Annotated in this window: 15 protein-coding genes; 7 read left to right on the plus strand and 8 right to left on the minus strand. The window is 63.4% G+C overall.

From position 1 onward, the window contains the following. Positions 1 to 237 precede the first annotated feature (237 nt). A complete protein-coding gene (locus OH764_RS03350; RefSeq protein ID WP_204520370.1) occupies positions 238 to 1,074 on the plus strand; it encodes an alpha/beta fold hydrolase in 837 nt (278 codons plus the stop codon). Between the two features lie 73 nt (positions 1,075 to 1,147). Here the strand turns inward: OH764_RS03350 and OH764_RS03355 are convergent, their stop codons facing one another. The 4 genes from OH764_RS03355 to OH764_RS03370 form a co-directional block, all read right to left on the minus strand. Next, entirely contained in the window at positions 1,148 to 3,103 is a 1,956-nt protein-coding gene (locus OH764_RS03355) for an acid phosphatase (RefSeq protein ID WP_498848015.1), read from the minus strand. Positions 3,104 to 3,361: 258 nt separating this feature from the next. Further along, complete coding sequence (locus OH764_RS03360) at positions 3,362 to 4,912, minus strand: TolC family protein (RefSeq protein WP_498848016.1); 1,551 nt, start codon at positions 4,910 to 4,912, stop codon at positions 3,362 to 3,364. Between the two features lie 11 nt (positions 4,913 to 4,923). Further along, entirely contained in the window at positions 4,924 to 5,247 is a 324-nt protein-coding gene (locus OH764_RS03365) for a rhodanese-like domain-containing protein (RefSeq protein ID WP_020065131.1), read from the minus strand. Positions 5,248 to 5,306: 59 nt separating this feature from the next. Then, on the minus strand, positions 5,307 to 5,960 hold the full coding sequence (locus OH764_RS03370) for a protein-L-isoaspartate O-methyltransferase family protein (protein WP_020065132.1): 654 nt from the start codon (positions 5,958 to 5,960) through the stop codon (positions 5,307 to 5,309). A gap of 391 nt (positions 5,961 to 6,351) precedes the next feature. Here OH764_RS03370 and OH764_RS03375 point away from each other — a divergent pair, with 391 nt between their 5' ends. The 6 genes from OH764_RS03375 to OH764_RS03400 all read left to right on the plus strand — a co-directional run bounded on the left by OH764_RS03375 (position 6,352) and on the right by OH764_RS03400 (position 13,245). Next, the gene (locus tag OH764_RS03375; protein WP_498848746.1) at positions 6,352 to 7,404 is read left to right on the plus strand and encodes a LacI family DNA-binding transcriptional regulator; all 1,053 of its coding nucleotides are present in this window, start codon (positions 6,352 to 6,354) and stop codon (positions 7,402 to 7,404) included. A gap of 3 nt (positions 7,405 to 7,407) precedes the next feature. Then, entirely contained in the window at positions 7,408 to 8,895 is a 1,488-nt protein-coding gene (locus OH764_RS03380; RefSeq protein WP_498848017.1) for a sugar ABC transporter ATP-binding protein, read from the plus strand. Further along, positions 8,876 to 9,889, plus strand: a complete 1,014-nt coding sequence (locus OH764_RS03385; RefSeq protein WP_498848018.1) for an ABC transporter permease — start codon at positions 8,876 to 8,878, stop codon at positions 9,887 to 9,889. Before OH764_RS03380 ends, OH764_RS03385 begins: the two co-directional genes overlap by 20 nt. Before the next feature lie 74 nt (positions 9,890 to 9,963). Beyond that, the gene (locus tag OH764_RS03390; RefSeq protein WP_498848019.1) at positions 9,964 to 10,926 is read left to right on the plus strand and encodes a type 1 periplasmic-binding domain-containing protein; all 963 of its coding nucleotides are present in this window, start codon (positions 9,964 to 9,966) and stop codon (positions 10,924 to 10,926) included. A 68-nt stretch (positions 10,927 to 10,994) separates the two neighbouring features. Then, entirely contained in the window at positions 10,995 to 12,044 is a 1,050-nt protein-coding gene (locus tag OH764_RS03395; protein WP_498848020.1) for a sugar phosphate isomerase/epimerase family protein, read from the plus strand. A gap of 49 nt (positions 12,045 to 12,093) precedes the next feature. After that, positions 12,094 to 13,245: a Gfo/Idh/MocA family protein gene (locus OH764_RS03400; RefSeq protein WP_498848021.1), complete on the plus strand. Its 1,152-nt coding sequence runs from the start codon at positions 12,094 to 12,096 to the stop codon at positions 13,243 to 13,245. Between the two features lie 30 nt (positions 13,246 to 13,275). Here OH764_RS03400 and OH764_RS03405 read toward each other — a convergent pair whose 3' ends face one another. From OH764_RS03405 to OH764_RS03420, 4 genes are all read right to left on the minus strand, one after another. Beyond that, a complete protein-coding gene (locus OH764_RS03405; RefSeq protein ID WP_020065140.1) occupies positions 13,276 to 13,536 on the minus strand; it encodes a hypothetical protein in 261 nt (86 codons plus the stop codon). A 62-nt stretch (positions 13,537 to 13,598) separates the two neighbouring features. After that, positions 13,599 to 16,793: an efflux RND transporter permease subunit gene (locus tag OH764_RS03410; RefSeq protein WP_498848022.1), complete on the minus strand. Its 3,195-nt coding sequence runs from the start codon at positions 16,791 to 16,793 to the stop codon at positions 13,599 to 13,601. Between the two features lie 15 nt (positions 16,794 to 16,808). Continuing rightward, on the minus strand, positions 16,809 to 18,020 hold the full coding sequence (locus OH764_RS03415; RefSeq protein ID WP_498848023.1) for an efflux RND transporter periplasmic adaptor subunit: 1,212 nt from the start codon (positions 18,018 to 18,020) through the stop codon (positions 16,809 to 16,811). 222 nt (positions 18,021 to 18,242) lie between these two features. After that, entirely contained in the window at positions 18,243 to 19,403 is a 1,161-nt protein-coding gene (locus OH764_RS03420) for an ABC transporter substrate-binding protein (RefSeq protein WP_087751380.1), read from the minus strand. Between the last annotated feature and the right edge of the window lie 33 nt (positions 19,404 to 19,436).

Raw genomic sequence — 19,436 nt, forward strand, 5'->3', positions numbered from 1 at the left:
GCGAAGCGGCGCAATAAATTGCGACGAGAGTAAGCGTGCCCAGAGGCGATTGATGGCAATGGCGCAACGATCAGTTCTTTTCGTCGCGCTTCCATAACGCGGCGCCTGTCAGTATTCTCCTTTCGGCGCGTTGCCAGATTTGCTCTACAGTTTGTTGCCACCATGGTGGCTTTCGTAACACTCGCGCCGGATCATCCAGTCGGCTATCGCTCAAAACGTGAAACAGGAGAAACGACCATGCCGTACGTGACAACGAAGGACAATGTCGAAATTTTCTACAAGGACTGGGGTCCGAAAGACGCGCAACCGATCGTGTTCCACCACGGCTGGCCGTTGTCTTCCGACGACTGGGATACGCAGATGCTCTTCTTCGTTCAGAAGGGCTTCCGCGTGATCGCTCACGACCGGCGCGGCCACGGCCGCTCGTCGCAAGTCTCCGACGGACACGACATGGACCACTACGCCGCCGACGCGTTTGCGGTGGTAGAAGCGCTCGATCTGCGCAACGCCGTGCATATCGGCCATTCGACGGGCGGCGGCGAGGTGGCTCGCTATGTGGCGAAGCACGGCGAACCGGCTGGCCGCGTCGCGAAGGCGGTGCTGGTGAGCGCCGTGCCGCCGCTGATGCTCAAGACCGAGGCGAACCCGGAAGGTCTGCCGCTCGAAGTCTTCGACGGCTTTCGCAAAGCGCTTGCCGACAACCGCGCGCAGTTCTTCGTCGACGTTCCGGCGGGACCGTTCTACGGCTTCAATCGTCCGGGCGCGACGGTCCATCAAGGCGTGATCCAGAACTGGTGGCGTCAGGGCATGATGGGCAGCGCCAAGGCGCACTACGAAGGCATCAAGGCCTTCTCGGAAACGGACCAGACCGAAGACCTTCGCTCGATCAGCGTGCCGACTCTCGTGCTGCACGGTGAAGACGACCAGATCGTGCCGTTTGCCGATGCGGCGCTGAAGTCGATCAAGCTGTTGAAGAACGGAACATTGAAGACGTATCCGGGCTTCCCACACGGCATGTTGACGTTGAACGCAGATGTGCTCAACGCTGATCTGCTGGCGTTCATACAGGGCTAAGAGCGGGGCAGCGAGTCCGCGCAGAGCGGACTCGCTGCCGATGTAGCGAAGGCGGGGAGCTTTGCCGCCTCAGTTACGAATCGAGATGGAGCTGAACGCCGGTTGATGAGTAGACCGGCGTGGCTTTGAAGCCATCAACGGAAACAGCGGAGAACTTTACGTTCGAACCATTGCCGCTGATCACCGTGATCGTATCGCCCGCCTTCGGTTTAAAGCCGTCGACGAACTTCACATGCAGCGTTCCGCCAAGAACCGTGGTCTGAGCGCCGACCTTAAGCGTGCCTTGTCCGTTGGCGCCGAGATTGAGCTCAAGCGTCGTATTCGCAAGCTGCGTGAATTTGCCGACGACGGAAACCACACCGGGCGCATTGACGACCAGCGACCCCGCACCTAGATACACGTCACCCGTTCCGAGCGCGGACGCGGAGTCGGCTTCGAGCGTGCCGCCTGCAATCTGCGAGCCACCCGAGTACGTGTTGGCCCCGGCCAGTTTCAGCGTGCCGGTTCCCTGCAAGGTGAGCTTGCCCGCGCCTGAGATCGGGTTGCGCCAGGTGTCGAGCGCGTTGAAGCCGCCTTGGGTCGCGTCCATCGAGACGATCACATTGCCGTTGAACGCGCCGTAGCCGTCCGCGGCCGCGAACATGTTCAGGCGGCCCCAGCCTTCGGCATCGTCCATGACGGGATACCCGGACGGAAGTTCTGTCGTCTTCAGCACGACGCGACGTTGATCCGCGCTGAGGTAAGGAAAGCGGGTTTCCAGCAGCAGTTCTGCACCCTTCGGAACCACCGGCGCTGCATCGGTCGCTTCGATTTGCGGAAAGCCGAACGTCATCCGGCGCAAGTAGTCCGACCGGTTGGCCGTATAGTCCGCGAAACGATCCGTCGCGGTCGTGCCGGAATGCGCGAACGTGTTGAACGTGCTGTTCGTCGTGCTGGTTTGCGCCATCAAAGCGCTTTGGGCCTGCGCGTAGGCGGCGGCCTTCAAAGACGCGTTGGCCGGGTTATACAGATTGGCAGCCACTACCGCCAGGCCCTGCATCCGTCCACCTGTCACGTCGAGCGGCGAATGCATGCCTGCGACGATACGATTTTCGCCGAGTTCCATCGCACGACTCATCATTTCCTGGAAGCGCTGCGGGACCACGTAAGCCATGGCCATCGAGTCGCGCATTGCCTCCGCCGTATGGCCGCTGATGAAGCCGCCATCGGTGGCGGGCGTCGTGCTTTCGGCCGGCACGAGTGTCGGCACGACCACCACCGAACTGCTCCAGCGGTACGGCCTCGCGTATTTGTAGAGGCGCTTCGCCGGTTCTGTCGAACCGTTCGTGCTCATTGCGTTGACAAAGTCGACCACGGTGCCGAACGCCGCATTGGCCGGACGGCCAACGCCCGTGTTGTTGCCTGCGTCGTTGTACAGCGTGGTGGTCGCGTTCGCCGGAATCGACGTGATGGTGGTGGTTTGCTGCGTGAGGCCGAGCCATGCGCCGGTCAACGGTCCCATACCGTCTGTCACGCTGTATCCCTTGTTGCGACGGTCGTCGAAATACGCTGCATCCGCTTGCGCCTGGGTGCGCGAGACCGTCTCGTTGACGACGAACTGCGTGTTCTGATTCAACACGGCCGCATCGAGGACCGTGCCGCACGCTGTGCCTGAGTTGATGAGACCCGAGCATGTGGAGGCAACCACGGCGGGGAAACCGTCGACCGCCGGCGCGGACGCTCCCGCGTCGACAATCATCGTCGACGGCTGCCACAGGTCGAGGAAGCGCGCGACAACACGTACACCGGCATTGGTGTCGAGGGTCGCGAAGTGCGCGTCGTTTCTTTGATTGGAAGCGGCATTGTCGACGAATGCCGGCACCGGGGGAATGGACGCACTGTCCACAAATCCAGGGTCCGCCGGCGGGGCGGGCGCGACGGCCGCACTGCTCTGGAGATCGTCACTGCTGCCGCACGCGCCCAGCGCGAGCAGGGTGCACAAGGCAACGAAAGTCGATAACGGGCGGCGTGCGGGTGGTTGGAACAACATAGGCTTCCTGATGTCGGTTGTAGAAGATCGAATGGGAACGGATCTTGAGTAACTCAAGTTAAGCCCCGATGACATTCAGAAAGATGGGAGAGGATTCAAAGCGGCCGTACGCGCGGACAAGTGCGAGCGTGAGGCCGCACAGTTGGGTCCCGTTCTGCAGGAAGATGCGTGGAAGATCGCCGCGAAAGCGCGATAGATTTATATGCGGGGTGAACGGATCAGTCCGCGGATCAGCCCGGCTTTGAACTGCAGCAGCGGCTACTGCGTCGTGGCCGAACCGGACAACCCCCGCCGCCCGAGCTTGCCCGCCGCGCCTTTCGCCGCGGCGCCCGGATGCGGCACCGTGGGCGCTTGTGGCAGCGCGGTCAATGCGCCATCGTCCACGGGAGATAGCAGCGAGCTCAGCTGCAACACGTCCTGATCGGTGAGGTTCGCGGTGGCGGCCTTCAGCTTGAGGCTATTGATCAATGTGTCGTAACGCGCCCTTGCCAGGTCGCGCCGCGCGGAGAAGAGCTGGTCTTGCGCGTTGAGCACGTCGATGTTGATACGCACGCCGACCTGATAGCCAAGCAGATTCGATTCGAGCGACGTGCGCGCCGACCGCTCGGCAGTCTGTAGCGCACGCACTTGCGCGAGCCCGCTGACCACGCCGAGAAACGCCTGGCGCGCGGAGAGCGCCGCGTTGCGCCGGGCAGTATCGAGATCGGCGGCAGCCTGGTCTTCGAGTGCGAGCGTCTGGCGAACGCGGCTTTGCGTGGCGCCGCCTGCGAAAAGCGGAATCGTGACCTGTACGCCGATTGTGCTGTTCGTGTACGAGGAGCCCAGGTTGCCGAGTTCAGCTGCCAGCGCAGGCGTGCCGGGCGAAGGCGTATTCGCGCCGCTGCCGAAGCCGCCGCCGAAATTCCCGCCGAAGTTGCCGGCTCCCGCCGCACCCAGGCTGCTATGCGAGCGGCTCGCGACCAGATCGACAGTCGGCAGATGGCCGGCTTTCGCCTTCGACGTTTCGCGCTGCGCGTTATCGAGCGCGATCTGTCTGAGTACGACCTGGTAGTTCGCGTCGCTCGCCGCATCGACCCATTGGTTGATGTCCGCAGGCACGGGCGGCGGCAGCGGAGCGCCGGCCGCGAGACCGTCGATATGCTCGACCGGATGCCCGACGATCTGCTGCAACGCCGCCAGCTTGACGGCGAGATCGTTCTGCGCGGCGATTTCCTGCGAGACCGCCTGATCGTATTTGGCTTGCGCTTCGTTCATGTCGGTGATCGTCGTGTTGCCCACTTCGAATGAACGCTTCGCCGACTCGAGTTGCTGCGCAATCGACGCCTTCAGCGACCGCGCGATGGCAACGCTGTCTTGCGCGGCAAGCGCGTCGAAGTACGCCTCGCCAAGGCGCACGATCAGATCCTGGCGCGCCTGCGCGAACGAGGCCTGCGCAGACGCGACCGCAAGTTTGCCTTGCGCATAGCCGTACCAGCTGTCTACATGAATCAGTGGCTGCGTAAGCGAGACCACATAGCCGTAAGTGTTGCCATACGACGCCGGAAAGCCGCCGCCGAAGTCGGTGCTCTGACGGCTGCCATTGAGCGACGCCGAGACTTGCGGCAGCAGCTTCGCGCGTGCGAGCGGCAGTTCCTCGCTATTGGCGGCGAGCGCCGCGCGCGCGCTTTGCAATGGCGCGTCGTTGGAGAGCGCTTCGTCGTAGAGTTGGGAGAGATCGACAGCTTGCGCGAGCGGCGCGTGCAACACGCAGGCAAGCGCGCAAGCAAGCGCCAGAGCAGACGCCAGGAGCGGCGCGTGCTGACGCTTCATTGCCCGTGGGCTCAGTAAGTGGGAACCGACGGGTCGACCTGGCGCGACCATGCGTCGATCCCGCCTTGCAGATTGAAGACGTTCGCATGGCCGCGGGATTCGAGGAACATCGCCACCTGCGCGCTGCGTGCGCCGTGGTGGCAGATGCAGACGATTTGCGCATCGTCGTCGAGTTCTTCGCTGCGCGCGGGAATTTCACGCATGGGAATCGACACGATGCCGGCCATCGACGCCGTCTGGATTTCCCATGGCTCGCGCACGTCGAGCAGCACGGGTGCGGGGCGCGACGTGTCGGCGAGCCATTCGGCGAGCGCGGGAGCGGTCAGGTTTTGCATCAGCGAGACTTCCGTTCAGAGGACGGCGGCGCGCCGGCCGTCCGTGAAAAACACGCGAATCAGAACTTGAAGCGCGGCGGCTGCACGGCGTTGACGAGCGGTTCGACGTAGGTTTCGAACACGTCGGCAACGCGGTACTGCTTTTCGTCGATGCGCGTGATGATCTGCGCCTTCATGACCGGCGCGGTGCCGACAAACGCCGCCAGACGGCCGCCGATCTTCAGGTGTTCGAGAATTTCCTGCGGCAGCACGGGCAGTCCGCCCGACACGCAGATCACGTCGTACGGAGCAGCGGCGGCCCAGCCGCGCGCGGCGTCGCCGGTCGCGACTTCGGCATTCAGCACGCCATTCGCGATCAGGTTGTTCTTCGCCAGTTCCGCGAGTTCCGGTTCGATATCGACCGTCAGCACGTGTTGCGCGCGGTGCGCGAGCAGCGCCGCCATGTAACCGGAACCGGCGCCGATTTCCAGCACGCTTTCATGTTTCTTCACCGCCAGTTCCTGCAGCGTGCGCGCCTCGACGCGCGGCGCCAGCATGTGCTGACCGGCCGGCAGCGGCACTTCGAAGTCGGCGAAAGCCAGATCGCGGTATGCGGCGGGGACGAAGTTTTCACGCTTGACGATCGACAGCAGATTCAGCACGTCCTGGTCGAGCACTTCCCAGGGGCGGATCTGCTGTTCGATCATGTTGAAACGCGCTTGCTCGATGTTCATGGTGGGTTTGGCGGTTCTGGTTTGGCGAGTTTTGCGATTTTCCCACTGCGCGGCGGCTTCGGCGGAGAGTCCGCTGATGTCGCGCTGACGTTCGCAATAACACTCGATGCGCAAGCCACGGCAGGGTAACTGCGGGATTGTACCAAATGGCGCTGGCCGTCCGGGCCGAGGCGGGCATCGTGCCAAGCGGGCTTTCGCCAGCGTCGCTCGGGTTCGCGCATTCGTCGCGGGGTTCGTGTGTTCGCCGCCGCGCGCTTTTCGCCGATGCCCCGTGTAAATCCCTAGCAATCCGGCCTTGCACTTCTACTTCCGTTCGCTAAAAAATGTAATCGATTACATTTTGGAAGCCGCTGCCTTGTCCCGATCGACATCAAAAGTGAAGCCCGCAGCGGTGACCGCGACCGGCGACGAGTCGCGGCCGCAACCGCTTTCGCGGGCGTCGCGCTCGGCGGAAGGGCTCTCTATCGCGGGCGTGGCGAGGCAGGCGGGCGTTTCGGTGGCGACCGTGTCACGCGTGTTGAATGCACACGAGAACGTGCGGCCCGCGACTCGCGACAAGGTGCTCGCCGCCGTGGACGCGAGCGGCTACCGCGTCAACGAACTCGCGCGCAATCTGCGCACCGCCGAAAGCCGCTTGTTGCTCACGATGGTCCCCGACTTCGGAAATCCGTTCTACGCCGAGATCGTCCGCGGCATCGACAGCGTTGCGCGCCAGCACGGTTACTTCATGCTGCTCTGCGATACGGGCGCGGACGCCGGCCGCGAGCGCGGCTACTTCGACCTGCTGCGCCGCCGCCGCGCCGACGGCGCGATCTGTCTCGACCCGGCGACGATCCAGCAGGCACAAAGCGATGCATCCGGCGCGCTGCCGTGGGTCGCCTGCTGCGAGTTCGATCCGGCGGTGGGCGTGCCGTATGTAGGCATCGACAACTATCAGGCCGCAGGCGACGCCGTGCGGCACCTTCTGTCTCGCGGGCATCGGCGCATCGGCCTCATCAATTCCGACATCGACTATCTGTACGCGCGGCAGCGTCAGCAAGGCTATCTGGATGCGCTGACCGACGCGGGCATCACGCCGCTCGATGGCTGGCGCATGAACCTGAATAGTCTCGACTACGAGGCGGGTGCTTCGGCGGCGGCCACGCTGATGCTGCCGCCCGACGCACCTACTGCAATCTTCGCCGTGTCCGACACGCTCGCGACGGGCGTGCTTCACGGCTTGCGAAGCGTCGGCAAACGCGTACCCGACGATGTCGCCGTGGTCGGGTTCGACGACATCTCTATCGCCGCGCAAATCGATCCGCCGCTCACCACGATCGCGCAGCCCATGCGCGAACTGGGCGAGACCGCCGCGCGCCTCCTGCTGCAGCGGCTCGCCAATCCCCTGGCTAACGTGCCGGGCGTGCTGCTGCCGCACCGGCTCGTAATTCGCGGGAGCACGTGACTCATGAGCCTCGCTATCCGCTTCGACGACATCCGCAAAGACTTCGGCCCGGTGCGCGTGCTGCACGGCGTGAGCTTCGATCTCGCGCCGGGGCGCATCTACGGTTTGCTCGGGGAGAACGGCGCGGGAAAGTCCACGCTGATGAAAATCCTCGCCGGCTATGAAACCGCGACCTCGGGCACGTTGCTGGTGGACGGTCATGCGCAGCACTTTGCCGGTTCGCGCGACGCCGAAGCGCAAGGCATCGTGCTGATTCATCAGGAATTCAATCTGGCCGAGCATCTGACGATTGCGCAAAACATGTATCTCGGCCACGAGAAGCGGCGCGGTTGGTTCGTCGACGATGCAGCGATGCGCGCCGATGCCGCGCGTTACCTCGCGCAGGTCGGACTGGACAAGGCGCCGGACACGAAGGTGCGCGAACTGATCGTCGCGGAAAAGCAGATGGTCGAAATCGCCAAGGCGCTGTCGCGCCGCGCCCGCCTGCTCATCATGGACGAGCCGACGGCAACGCTCACGCCGTCCGAAACCGAGCGTCTCTTCACGCTGATGGCAAAGTTGAAGGCCGATGGCGTGACCATCGTCTACATCTCCCACAAGCTCGATGAAGTCGAGCGCATTACCGACGAAGTCATCGTGATGCGCGACGGCCGCTTTGTCGCGCGCAATGAAACGGCGGCGCTCGCGCGGCAACAGATGGCCAACCTGATGGTCGGCCGCGACGTGTCCGACATGTTCCCCGAGAAGATAGCGGTATCCGCCGCCGCGCCGGTCGCGCTGAAAGTGCAAGGGCTCGCCGTGCCGGAATGGGTCGACGATCTGAGCTTCGACGTGCGTGCCGGTGAAGTGCTGGGCTTCGCGGGACTCGTCGGCGCGGGACGCACTGAAGCGTTCGAAGCGATTATTGGTTTGCGCAAGCGCACGGCTGGACGCATCGAAATCGCAGGACGTCCCGTCGATCTGAAAAGTCCACGCGAAGCAATGCGCCACGGCCTCACGTATCTCAGCGAAGACCGCAAAGGCAAGGGCCTGCACGTGAACCTGAGCCTGCAGGACAACGTGACGCTCATGACACTCGAACGTTACGCGCATCCGCTGCTCGACATGAAAGCGGGCCGCGACGCATTGAAGAGCGCGGTGAGCGAATTCGGCATACGCACGGGCGACCTGTCGAGCCGCGCGCGCATGCTCTCCGGCGGCAACCAGCAGAAGCTTGCGCTCGCCAAGTTTCTCCAGCCGGAGCCGGACGTCATCGTTCTCGACGAGCCGACGCGCGGCGTCGACGTCGGCGCCAAACGCGACATCTATTTTCTGATCCATCGTCTCGCCGCGCAGGGCCGCGCGGTGATCGTCATTTCATCCGAACTGATCGAGCTGATCGGCTTGTGCCATCGCGTCGCCGTCATGCGCGCGGGACGCCTGCAAGCCACGCTGACGCTCGACCATCTGACCGAAGAGGAGTTGATCGCCCATGCGACCGGCACCCACTGAAGCCGTGCAACCCGGCCGCGCGTTGCGCTTCGCGCATCGGCTGTATGCGCTCGGACCGCTCGTCGGTCTGATCGCGCTGTGTATCGTCGGCACGGCGTTGAATCGCGATTTCGCGACGCTCGACAACATGATGAACGTGCTGACGCGCACGTCGTTCATCGGCATCATCGCGGTGGGCATGACGTTCGTGATCATCTCGGGCGGCATCGATCTGTCGGTCGGCTCGATGGCGGCGCTCATCGCGGGCAGCATGATCTGGTTGATGAACGGGCTTGCGGCGGGCGTAGGCGGCCACACGTTCGCGCCGCTCGTCATCGTGACGCTGGGTATCGCATTCGCGCTCGTGCTGGGCGGCCTCTTCGGCTGCGCGCACGGGCTGCTGATCACCAAGGGGCGCATCGAGCCGTTCATCGTCACGCTCGGCACGCTGGGAATTTTTCGCGCGGTGCTGACATGGCTCGCCGACGGCGGCGCGCTGACACTGGATAATTCGTTATCCGATCTTTATGGGCCCGTTTATTACGCAAGTCTGTTCGGTGTGCCCGTGCCGATCTGGGTATTTCTCGTGACGGCGGCGGGCGGCGCGCTGATTCTGAATCGCACTGCGTTCGGACGTCATGTGCAGGCGATCGGATCGAACGAACAGGTCGCGCGCTATGCGGCGATACGTGTCGATACCGTGAAGATCGTCACGTATGTGCTGCTCGGCATCTGCGTTGGCGTGGCCACCGTGCTGTATGTGCCGCGCCTCGGCTCGGCGACGCCGACCACCGGTCTGCTGTGGGAACTCGAAGCGATTGCTTCGGTGGTGGTGGGCGGCACCGCGCTGAAGGGCGGAGAAGGGCGCGTGATCGGCACGGTCATCGGCGCAATTCTGCTGTCGGTCATTGCCAATATTCTGAATTTGACCAGCATCATCAGCGTGTATCTGAACGCGGCGGTGCAGGGCGTGGTGATTATCTTCGTCGCGTTCGTTCAACGTGGACGGCGGTAGGTGTAGCGCTGCAAAGCGACACAATGGCAGGGGCGCACGAACGCCTCACAACAGCACAAATTGGAGACACAACCATGAAGCAGGTCATTCGAGCGATCGGCGCCGGCATGCTGGCGTTGGGGATACTGGGCACCGCGGGCGCTGCACGAGCCGATGACAAGGTCACGCTGGGCGTCGCGATTCCGACAGCCGACCACGGCTTCACGGGCGGCATCGTCTGGTGGGCGAACAAGGCGAAGGCCGATCTCGAGAAAGAACATCCGAATCTGAAAGTCATCGTGAAGACAGCGGCCGGAGCGCCAGAACAGGCAAACCAGTTGCAGGATCTGGTTACGGTGAACAAGATCAATGCGCTTGTGATTTTCCCGTTCGAATCGGCTTCGCTCACGCAGCCGGTCGCGCAGGTGAAAAAGAAGGGCGTGTATGTGACGGTGGTGGATCGCGGCTTGACGGATACCAGCGCGCAGGACGCCTACGTGGCCGGCGACAACACCGCGTTCGGCAGAATTCCCGCCGAATATCTGGCGAAAGCGCTCGACGGCAAAGGCGACATCGTCGCGCTGCGCGGCATTCCGACGACGCTCGACAACGAACGATGGACCGCGTTTACCGGCGTGCTGAAGGGCTATCCGAACATCAAGATTCTCGACGCGAAATACGCGAACTGGAATCGCGACGACGCGTTCAAGGTCATGCAGGACTATCTGACGCGCTTCAAGCACATCGACGCAGTCTGGGCCGCTGACGACGACATGGCGGTCGGCGTGCTCAAGGCGATCGACCAGGCGAAGCGCAGCGACATCAAGATCGTTTTCGGCGGCGCGGGTTCGAAAGGCATGGTGAAGAATGTGATGGACGGCGCTCCACGCATCCAGGCAGACGTGTCGTACTCGCCCAAATTTATCTACGACGCAATCAAGCTCACCGCGGAAGCCCGCCTGAAGGGCGAGAAGCTGCCGGCCACCACGATCATTCCGTCGGTGCTGATCACGAAGGAGAACGCGCAGCAGTTCTATTTCCCGGACTCGCCGTTCTGAGCCTTTGCACCGTCTATTGGCAGCGGGGCGCGTAGGTGGAAAGCGCGCCCCGCTAAAGGAACCATACGATGAGAACCATCAAAGGTCCGGCGATTTTTCTCGCTCAGTTCATGGGCGACGAAGTGCCGTTCGACAACCTCGCGCATCTGGCTGGCTGGGCTGCGGGGCTCGGTTTCAAGGGCATTCAGGTGCCGTGCGATGTGCGCCTGATCGATCTCGAACAGGCTGCGTCGAGTCAGGCGTACTGCGACGAATTGCGCGAGACGGTCGACAACGCGGGCGTCACGATTACCGAGCTGTCGACGCATCTGCAAGGGCAGCTCGTGGCCGTGCACCCCGCTTACGATGCATTGTTCGACGGTTTCGCGGCGCCGCATGTGCGTGGCGACCCGGCAGCGCGCACGCAGTGGGCCATCGAGCAATTGAAGCTGGCGGCGAAGGCATCGCAGCGCCTGGGGCTGACCACGCATGTGTCGTTCTCCGGGGCGCTTGCATGGCCGTATGTGTACCCGTGGCCACAGCGTCCGACCGGTTTGATCGAGGCCGCGTTCGACGAACTCGCGCGCCGCTGGACGCCGATTCTGGATGCCTTCGAAGCAGCGGGTGTGGACGTGTGCTACGAACTGCATCCCGGCGAGGATCTGCACGACGGCGTGACCTTCGAGCGCTTCCTGAATGGAGTGAACCAGCATCCGCGCGCGAATATCCTCTACGACCCGAGCCATTTCGTTCTGCAGCAACTCGACTACCTCTCGTTCATCGACATCTATCACGAGCGCATCAAGGCGTTTCATGTGAAGGACGCGGAGTTCCGGCCGAACGGCAGGCAAGGCGTGTACGGCGGTTATAGCGGCTGGGTGGAGCGCGCGGGGCGCTTCCGCTCGCTCGGCGACGGCCAGATCGATTTTCGCGCGATCTTTTCCAAAATGGCGCAATACGATTTCCCGGGCTGGGCGGTGCTCGAATGGGAATGCGCGCTCAAGCATCCACATGACGGCGCGCGCGAAGGCGCGGAGTTTATCCGCGAGCACATCATTCGCGTGGCCGAGCATGCATTCGACGATTTCGCAGGCAGCGGCGTCGATGCAGCGCAGTTAAAGCGCGTGCTCGGCATCTGAGGGCGCTGATTGCAACAGTGAGCCAGCGGTAAGCAAAGGAGCGGACAAGATGCCATCCAGAAGACTCAGATTGGGCATGGTCGGCGGTGGACAGGGCGCGTTCATCGGCGCAGTGCATCGGATCGCCGCGCGCCTCGACGATCGTTTCGAACTCGTCGCAGGCGCGTTGTCGTCCGATCCCGAACGCGCGCGAGCAAGCGCCGCCGAGGTGGGCATTGCGCGCAGCTACGCTGACTGGCAGGAAATGGCGCGAGCGGAAGCAGCGCTCGACGACGGTATCGACGCCGTCGCGATAGTGACGCCGAACCATCTGCATGCGCCGGTTGCCACCGCGTTTCTCGAAGCGGGCATTCATGTGGTGTGCGATAAGCCGCTTGCTATTTCACTTGCCGAAGGCGAAGCGCTCGCCAAACTCGCGCATCAGAAGAACAAGCTTTTCGCGCTGACGCACACGTACTCCGGCTATCCGCTGGTGCGTCATGCACGCGAGTTGGTCGAAGCGGGCGAGCTTGGGCAGATACGCGTCGTACAGGTCGAATATGCGCAAGACTGGCTGGCCGAGCCGATCGAAGCGGGCGGCTTGAACAAGCAGGCCGGCTGGCGCACGGACCCGGCGCTAGCGGGCCCGGCGGGCTGTCTCGGCGATATCGGCACGCATGCGTATCAGCTTGCCGCTTTCGTCACGGGTATGACGCCCGCCGCGCTTTCCGCCGAGTTGCACACGTTCGTGCCCGGGCGCCGCATCGACGATCATGTGCAGGCGATGCTGCGCTATGCGAACGGCGCGCGCGGCATGCTGTGGGCGAGCCAGGTCGCGAGCGGCGCGGAAAACGCGTTACGGCTGCGCGTTTATGGGACCAAAGCGGGCATTTCGTTCGACCAGGAGCAGCCCAACGAATTGTGGTTTACACCGCTCGGCGGGGCAGCCGAACGCCTGACGCGCGGACGCGTAAGCGGCGCGAGCGCGATTCACGCGACGCGCGTGCCGCCAGGTCATCCTGAAGGTTATCTTGAAGCATTCGCGCAGTTGTATAAGGACGCCGCGTTGCAGATCGAAGCGTTGGACGAGGGCCGCGCGTTGCCGGCTGAAAGCCTGCTGCTCACGACGGTGGAGGACGGCGTCGCGGGTCTGCGCTTTATCGATGCGGTGCTCGCGAGCAGTGCTGCAGATGGACAATGGCGCGAGATCGAGAAGTCGTAGAGCCACGCGCTCGCTGCGCGGCTCTACGCTTCATCCGCCTTTGCTCTTCTTGATCTGGGCTTCGAACGCAATGTCGAGCTTGCTCGCCTTGCGCGGTTTTTGCGGACCGTATGCATCGACAAACTTGACGAAGTCGTCGAGCCCGAGCGGATCGGAGACTTTCTTGTCGGTGCCGCCCGATTTGTCGACGAGATAGAAGAGGCCGCCGGAAAGGCTGATCGCGGCGAACTGCGGATTGCCGCTGCGCGTTTTCAAGCGCTCGACAGCGTGGATGGCTCGCGTGGTGCGCATGGTGTGGGACCGCTGATCAGGGAAAGACTATTACTTTAACAATTTCGCCGACGCCCTGCGGCTCAGCCCGCGCGGCGCCGTAACTTCCTGCGCAGCCAGTCCGCCCAATCTTCCAGCACGGTGTACACGACAGGCACGACGACGAGCGTCAATATCGACGACGTAATCACCCCGCCAATCACTGTCTGCCCGAGCGGCCCGCGTTGTTCGCCGCCTTCGCCGAGCGCGGCGGCGAGCGGCAGCATGCCGAAGATCATCGCGAGCGTGGTCATCAGAATGGGTCGCAGGCGCACCCTTGCCGCTTCGAGCAAAGCCTCGCGCCGCTCCATCACGCGGCCTTTGCCCGAGGCGTCGAGCAGCGTGCCGCGCCGCGCCTGGTTGGCGAAGTCGACGAGCAGGATCGCGTTTTTGGTGACGAGCCCCATCAGCATCACGAAGCCGATGATCGAAAACATGTTGAGCGTGCTGCCGAACAGCAGCAGTGCGACCAGCACGCCGATCAGCGTAAGCGGTAGCGACGCCATGATCGCGAGTGGCTGCGCGAAGCTCGCGAACTGCGAGGCGAGAATCATGTAGATAAAAATAACCGCGAGCGCGAGCGCCTCGACTGCAAACACCAGCGACTCGTTCATGTTCTTGGTCGAACCCTCGAATCGGTAGCGGTAACCGGCGGGCAGATGCATCGCGTCGAGCGTCTTCGCAATGTCCGACGCGACTTCGCCGGATGAGCGGCCGTTCACGTTCGAGGTCAGCATGACCTCGCGCTGCAGGTCGCGGCGATTCAGCACGTCCGGGCCGGTCGTCTTGACGATGTCCGCGATCTGCCGCAGGGGCACGAGCACCGGTGCACCGTTCGAGTCGGTGCGGTTGGTGGCGATCATCAACCGGGAGAGATCGTCGATGCTTTCGCGTTGCTCGCGCGGCAAGCGCACGCTGACGTCGTAGTCCTGATCGTCGGGCGCCCGCCATGTGCTGATCGCGTCGCCCGAAAGCAGTGGCCGCAATGCAGTGCCGATGTCCGCCACGCCCACACCCAGGTCCGATGCGAGTTCGCGCCTCACATTGATCGCGACGATCGGCTTGTCGGCCTTCAGGCTTGAATCGAGATCCACGAGACCTGGGATCTTGCGCATGCGAGCCTGCGCTGCCTCGGAGAGCCGACGCAGTTCGTCCATGTTGTCGCCCTGCAAGCTGAGCTGGATCGCCTTCGTACTTCCCGCGCCGTCCGGCATGCCGATTTCGGTCACGGTTACGCCCGCCACCGATGCGAGCCGCGCGCGGAACATCTGATTCAGTTCGGCCACGCCGCGCGTGCGGTCGCGCCGGTCTTTCAGCCGCACGGTAATGAGCGCGTTGTTCTTGCCTTGCGTGTTGCCCGAGTTGACCGTTGCATAGGTGTAGCGCACTTCCGGGTAAGTCGCGAGAACCGCCTCGACCTGCTGGACCTTCTTCGACGTCGCTTCGAGCGACGTGCCCACCGGCGTGTTCAAGCCGATCTTCGTGATCGAGAAATCCGCATTCGGCACGAACTCGGTGCCGACAAAAGGCACGAGAAACAGGCTGCCGAAAAAAGTCGCCGCGGCCACTACGAGCGTGATCGCCCGATGTTCGAGCGACCAGCCGAGCAGGCGTTGATAGAGCGCGCTCAGCTGCGCAATCTGCCTGTCGAACAGGTGTAGCGAGCGTTCGACGAAACGGCCGTAACGATAGCCTTTGCGGCCGGTGTCCGCGTCGTGAAGATCGGGGTCCGGCCAGATCGACGAGAGCATCGGATCGAGCGTGAACGAGACGAACATCGAAATCAGCACGGCGGCGGCAACCGTGATGCCGAACTGATGGAAGAAGCGGCCGATGATGCCGCCCATGAACCCGACCGGCAAAAACACCGCGACAATCGAGAAGGTCGTGGCGAGCACCGCCAGTGCGATTTCTTTCGTGCCGTCGAGCGCCGCCGTGCGATGGTCCGCGCCGAGTTGAACGTGCCGCACGATGTTTTCGCGCACCACGATTGCGTCGTCGATCAGAAGGCCCACGCATAGCGACAGCGCCATTAGCGTAATGACATTGATCGTGAAGCCGCACGCGTACATCACCGCGAACGTGCCGATGAGCGCGATCGGCAACGTAAGACCTGTGATGACCGTGCTGCGCCACGAGCCCAGAAACAGGAACACGATGAACACCGTCAGCAAAGCGCCTTCGAACAACGTGCGCTTCACTTCATTGACGCTCTCTTCGATGTTGATCGACGAGTCGTCGGTGATGTCGAGCTTCACGCCTGGCGGCAACTGCGGCTGCAAGCGTGCGACTTCCGCGCGCACGCCATGCGCGACGTCGACCGTGTTCTCGCCTTGTGCCTTGATGATCGACAGAAACAACGCGCGCCGACCGTTGAGCAGCGCCATGCTGTCCGCTTCCTGCTGACCGTCGATCACGTCGGCAACCTGATCTAGCGTCACCGGCTGCGAGGTCGACGAAGCCGTAGGGATCGCCGACTGCGCGCCGCGCCGGGCGACAATGATCCGCTTGAAGTCGGACGGCGTCTCGAAGCGGCCCTTTACCTGCACCGTCTGTTCGACGCTGTTCGACGTGAGCGGTCCGGCTGGAATCTCCTGGTTCTCGTTCTGCACCGCGCGGATCACCTGATCCACGCCGACCGAAAGCGCCTGCAGGTTGTGCGGATTCACGTCGATTTGCACTTGCCGCTTGACGCCGCCGACAAGCGACACCGAGCCGACACCGCGCACGGTCTCCAGCCGCTTGCGCACGATCTGATCGGCGACGGTGGTGAGATCGCGCGTGGACAGCGACGCGCCCGGCGCATTCGAGACCGCAACCGTCACGATCGGCATATCAGCCGGGTCATAGCGCAATACGCGTGGCTCCTTGACGCCGTCGCGCAGGTCGGGGCGGATCAGCGCAATCTTGTCGCGCACGTCCTGCGCGGCCTGCACCGCATCCACCGCGAGATCGAACTGCACGATCACGACCGATTGCGCGTCGTATGAACGCGACGTGATCTGATCGATGCCGCTGATCGTGTTGACGGCTTCCTCGATTTTGCGCGTGACGTCCGACTCGACCGATTCGGGCGATGCGCCCGGATACGCCGTCTGCACGACAACGATCGGGAACGTGATGTCGGGGAACTGATCGACCTTGAGACGCTGATACGAGAAGAGGCCTATCACGAGGAAGGCAATCATCATCATCGTGGCGAGCACCGGGTTGCCGATGCTGATGCGGGTGAACCACATGGGCGAGGGCTCCGCTCAGCGCTGGCCGGAGCCGGGCGCGCCGGTCGCCGGCGCCGGGACTGGAATTGAAACTGGCCTGGATGCAGGCGCCGTGGCTCCCGGCGCGGGCACCATATGCACGGTGCTGCCGATGCGCAACGAGCCGAGATTGTTCTTCACGATCTGCTGGCCGGGTGTTAGCGGGCCGCCGACGATCTCGGTCCACGTGCCGCCGTCGGCGTCGCCGGTGATTCCGGTCTGCAACTGTTGTTCCACGAGTTTGCCGCTGACGAGCGCATAGACGCTATGGCGCGCGGCGTCGGTACGCACGGCGGTGGCGGGCACTGCCAGCACGTTTTCCCTGCTGCCGACCGAGATCGTGCCGGTGCCGAACATGCCCACGCGCAATGTGCCCGAAGGATTCGCCACCCGGACATACACCATGATCGAGCGCGAACCGGGCTGCGCGGCTGGATTGATGCGAGTGATTGCGCCTTGTACCGGTCCGTCGATGCCGTCGAACATGATCTGCACCGGTTGGCCGATCCGTACGCGGCCGATCTCGCCGACCGGCACCGGCGCTTCGAGTTCGAGTGTGCGCAGATCCACCACGTCAAAGAGCTTGGTATCCACGGCGACCTTTTCGCCTGGCTCGACCGAACGCGACGCAATTTGCCCGTTGAGCGGCGAGCGCACCACAGTGTCGGCGAGCGATAGATTCGACGACGCGAGCGCCGCGCGCGCCGCATCGAGATTCGCACGCGCGATCTCGTACTGGCTTTGCGCAGTGTCGAACGCGTTCTTCGAAATGAAGCCTTTCTCCACCAGCACGCGATTGTTTTCGAGCGTTTGCCTTGCAATGTCCAGTTGCCCCACCATCGCGGCCATCTGACCGCGGCTTTGCTCGGCGCGCGCCACGTAGTCGCGCGCATCGATCTTTGCAAGAATCTGGCCGCTCTGCACCGCGTCGCCTTCGCGCACGGCGACTTCGAGTACCGACCCGGCGACTTTCGATTTGACGGCGGCTTGGGTGACGGCGCGCAATGAGCCGGTAAGAGGCAGCGTCTGGACGAGCGAGCGGCGGCTCACAGTGGTGAGATCGTCGGGAGAGAATTCGATCACGGAAGATGCCGTGTCCGCGGCGGCGGCGGGCGTCTCGCGCTTTCTGATCGCCTGAGCTATCGCGATGGCGAGAATTACGACGGCCACCGCGGCGGCGATGATGATGCGTTTTCTGGTCTTTAGCATGCGCGATCTGACGGACTTCACGGATTGGCGATACACGCGGATTCGGCGGTGGCCCGAGGCGGTGGCTTGAGGCACGGGCGCGCCGCGCGCTCATCGCGCAATCGGCAAGTTAGCCTGAGCCCGCGCTCACCGCAAGCTGGCCGTCAGCATGGTACACGGAGGTTGCGGCGCGCGAGACCCAGCCCGCGGCGCCCCTCGAGCGTTCGCGCGCCCAGAAAAGGCTTACTGACTCAGATAAACGAACTTGCCATTCCTGATGATGCCCATCACGCTCGCGCGCTGATCCAGCCCCACGTGGTCCTTCGCGCTCGTATTAACGACGCCGTTCGGCACCACCAGTTCATGCGCGTGTTCCAGTTCGTTGCGCAACGCCACGCGGAAAGCTTCCGTGCCCGGCTGCGCGGTCTTGAGCGCGCGCGTCACGGCATCCTGCAAACGCGGATAGACGCCCGCTGCATCGCCCGCGAATTGCGTGACGCTGCCTGGCCCGTACTTCGCCTCGTACTCGTTCGCGAACGCGAGCGCCGCCTTTTTCGCCGGATGATCGGCCGGCAACGTGCGCGCGACGACGACCGGCTGCGTCGGGAACAGCGTGCCTTCCACGTCCTTGCCGCCGAGCTTGATGAATTCCGGCGTCGCGATGCCATGCGTCTGGTAGATCGGCCCCTTGAAACCGCGCTCGATCAGCGTGCGCTGCGGCAACACGGTCGGCGTGCCTGCGCCTGCAATCAGAATCGCGTCGGGTTTCGCGGCCATCAGCTTGAGAACCTGGCCGGTCACGCTAGCGTCGGTGCGGTTATAGCGCTCGGTCGCGACCAGTTGAATATGGCGCAGCGCCGCGAATTTGCTGAACTCGTTGAGCCAGCTCTCGCCGTAGCCGTCCGCGAAACCAATGAAGCCGACTGTCTTCACGTTGTGATTCGACATGTAGCGCGTCATCACGTCGGCCATCGCGCTGTCGGTCTGCGCCATCTTGTACGCCCACACCTTCTTGCCTTCCTGCGGCTCCACGACGCTCGCCGAGCCGATCAGCGTGATCATCGGCGTCTGGCTTTCGGCGACCGGATCGAGCGCGGCCATCGCCGCGGGCGTGATGTTCGGGCCGACGATTACGTCGACGTGATCTTCGTTGATCAGCTTACGGATGTTGCGAACGGCGGCGCCGGGGTCGGAGGCGTCGTCGAGGAAAATGTAGTCGGCTTTCTGGCCGGCGATGGTGGCCGGCCACATCAGCATGGCGTTCTTGCTCGTAATGCCGATCACCGCGGCGGGGCCGGTGCTCGACAGATCGATGCCGACCTTGATGTCGGCGTGTGCGGCGGTGGCGAACAAAAGAGCGCCGAGAGCGGCGAGGCCGCGAAGTTTGTTGTTATGCGACGTCATCGATGGGTCTCCGTAGCGGGATAGCAGGAAGCG

Source organism: Burkholderia sp. M6-3 (genome assembly GCF_050858985.1).
Lineage (GTDB): Bacteria > Pseudomonadota > Gammaproteobacteria > Burkholderiales > Burkholderiaceae > Paraburkholderia > Paraburkholderia caledonica.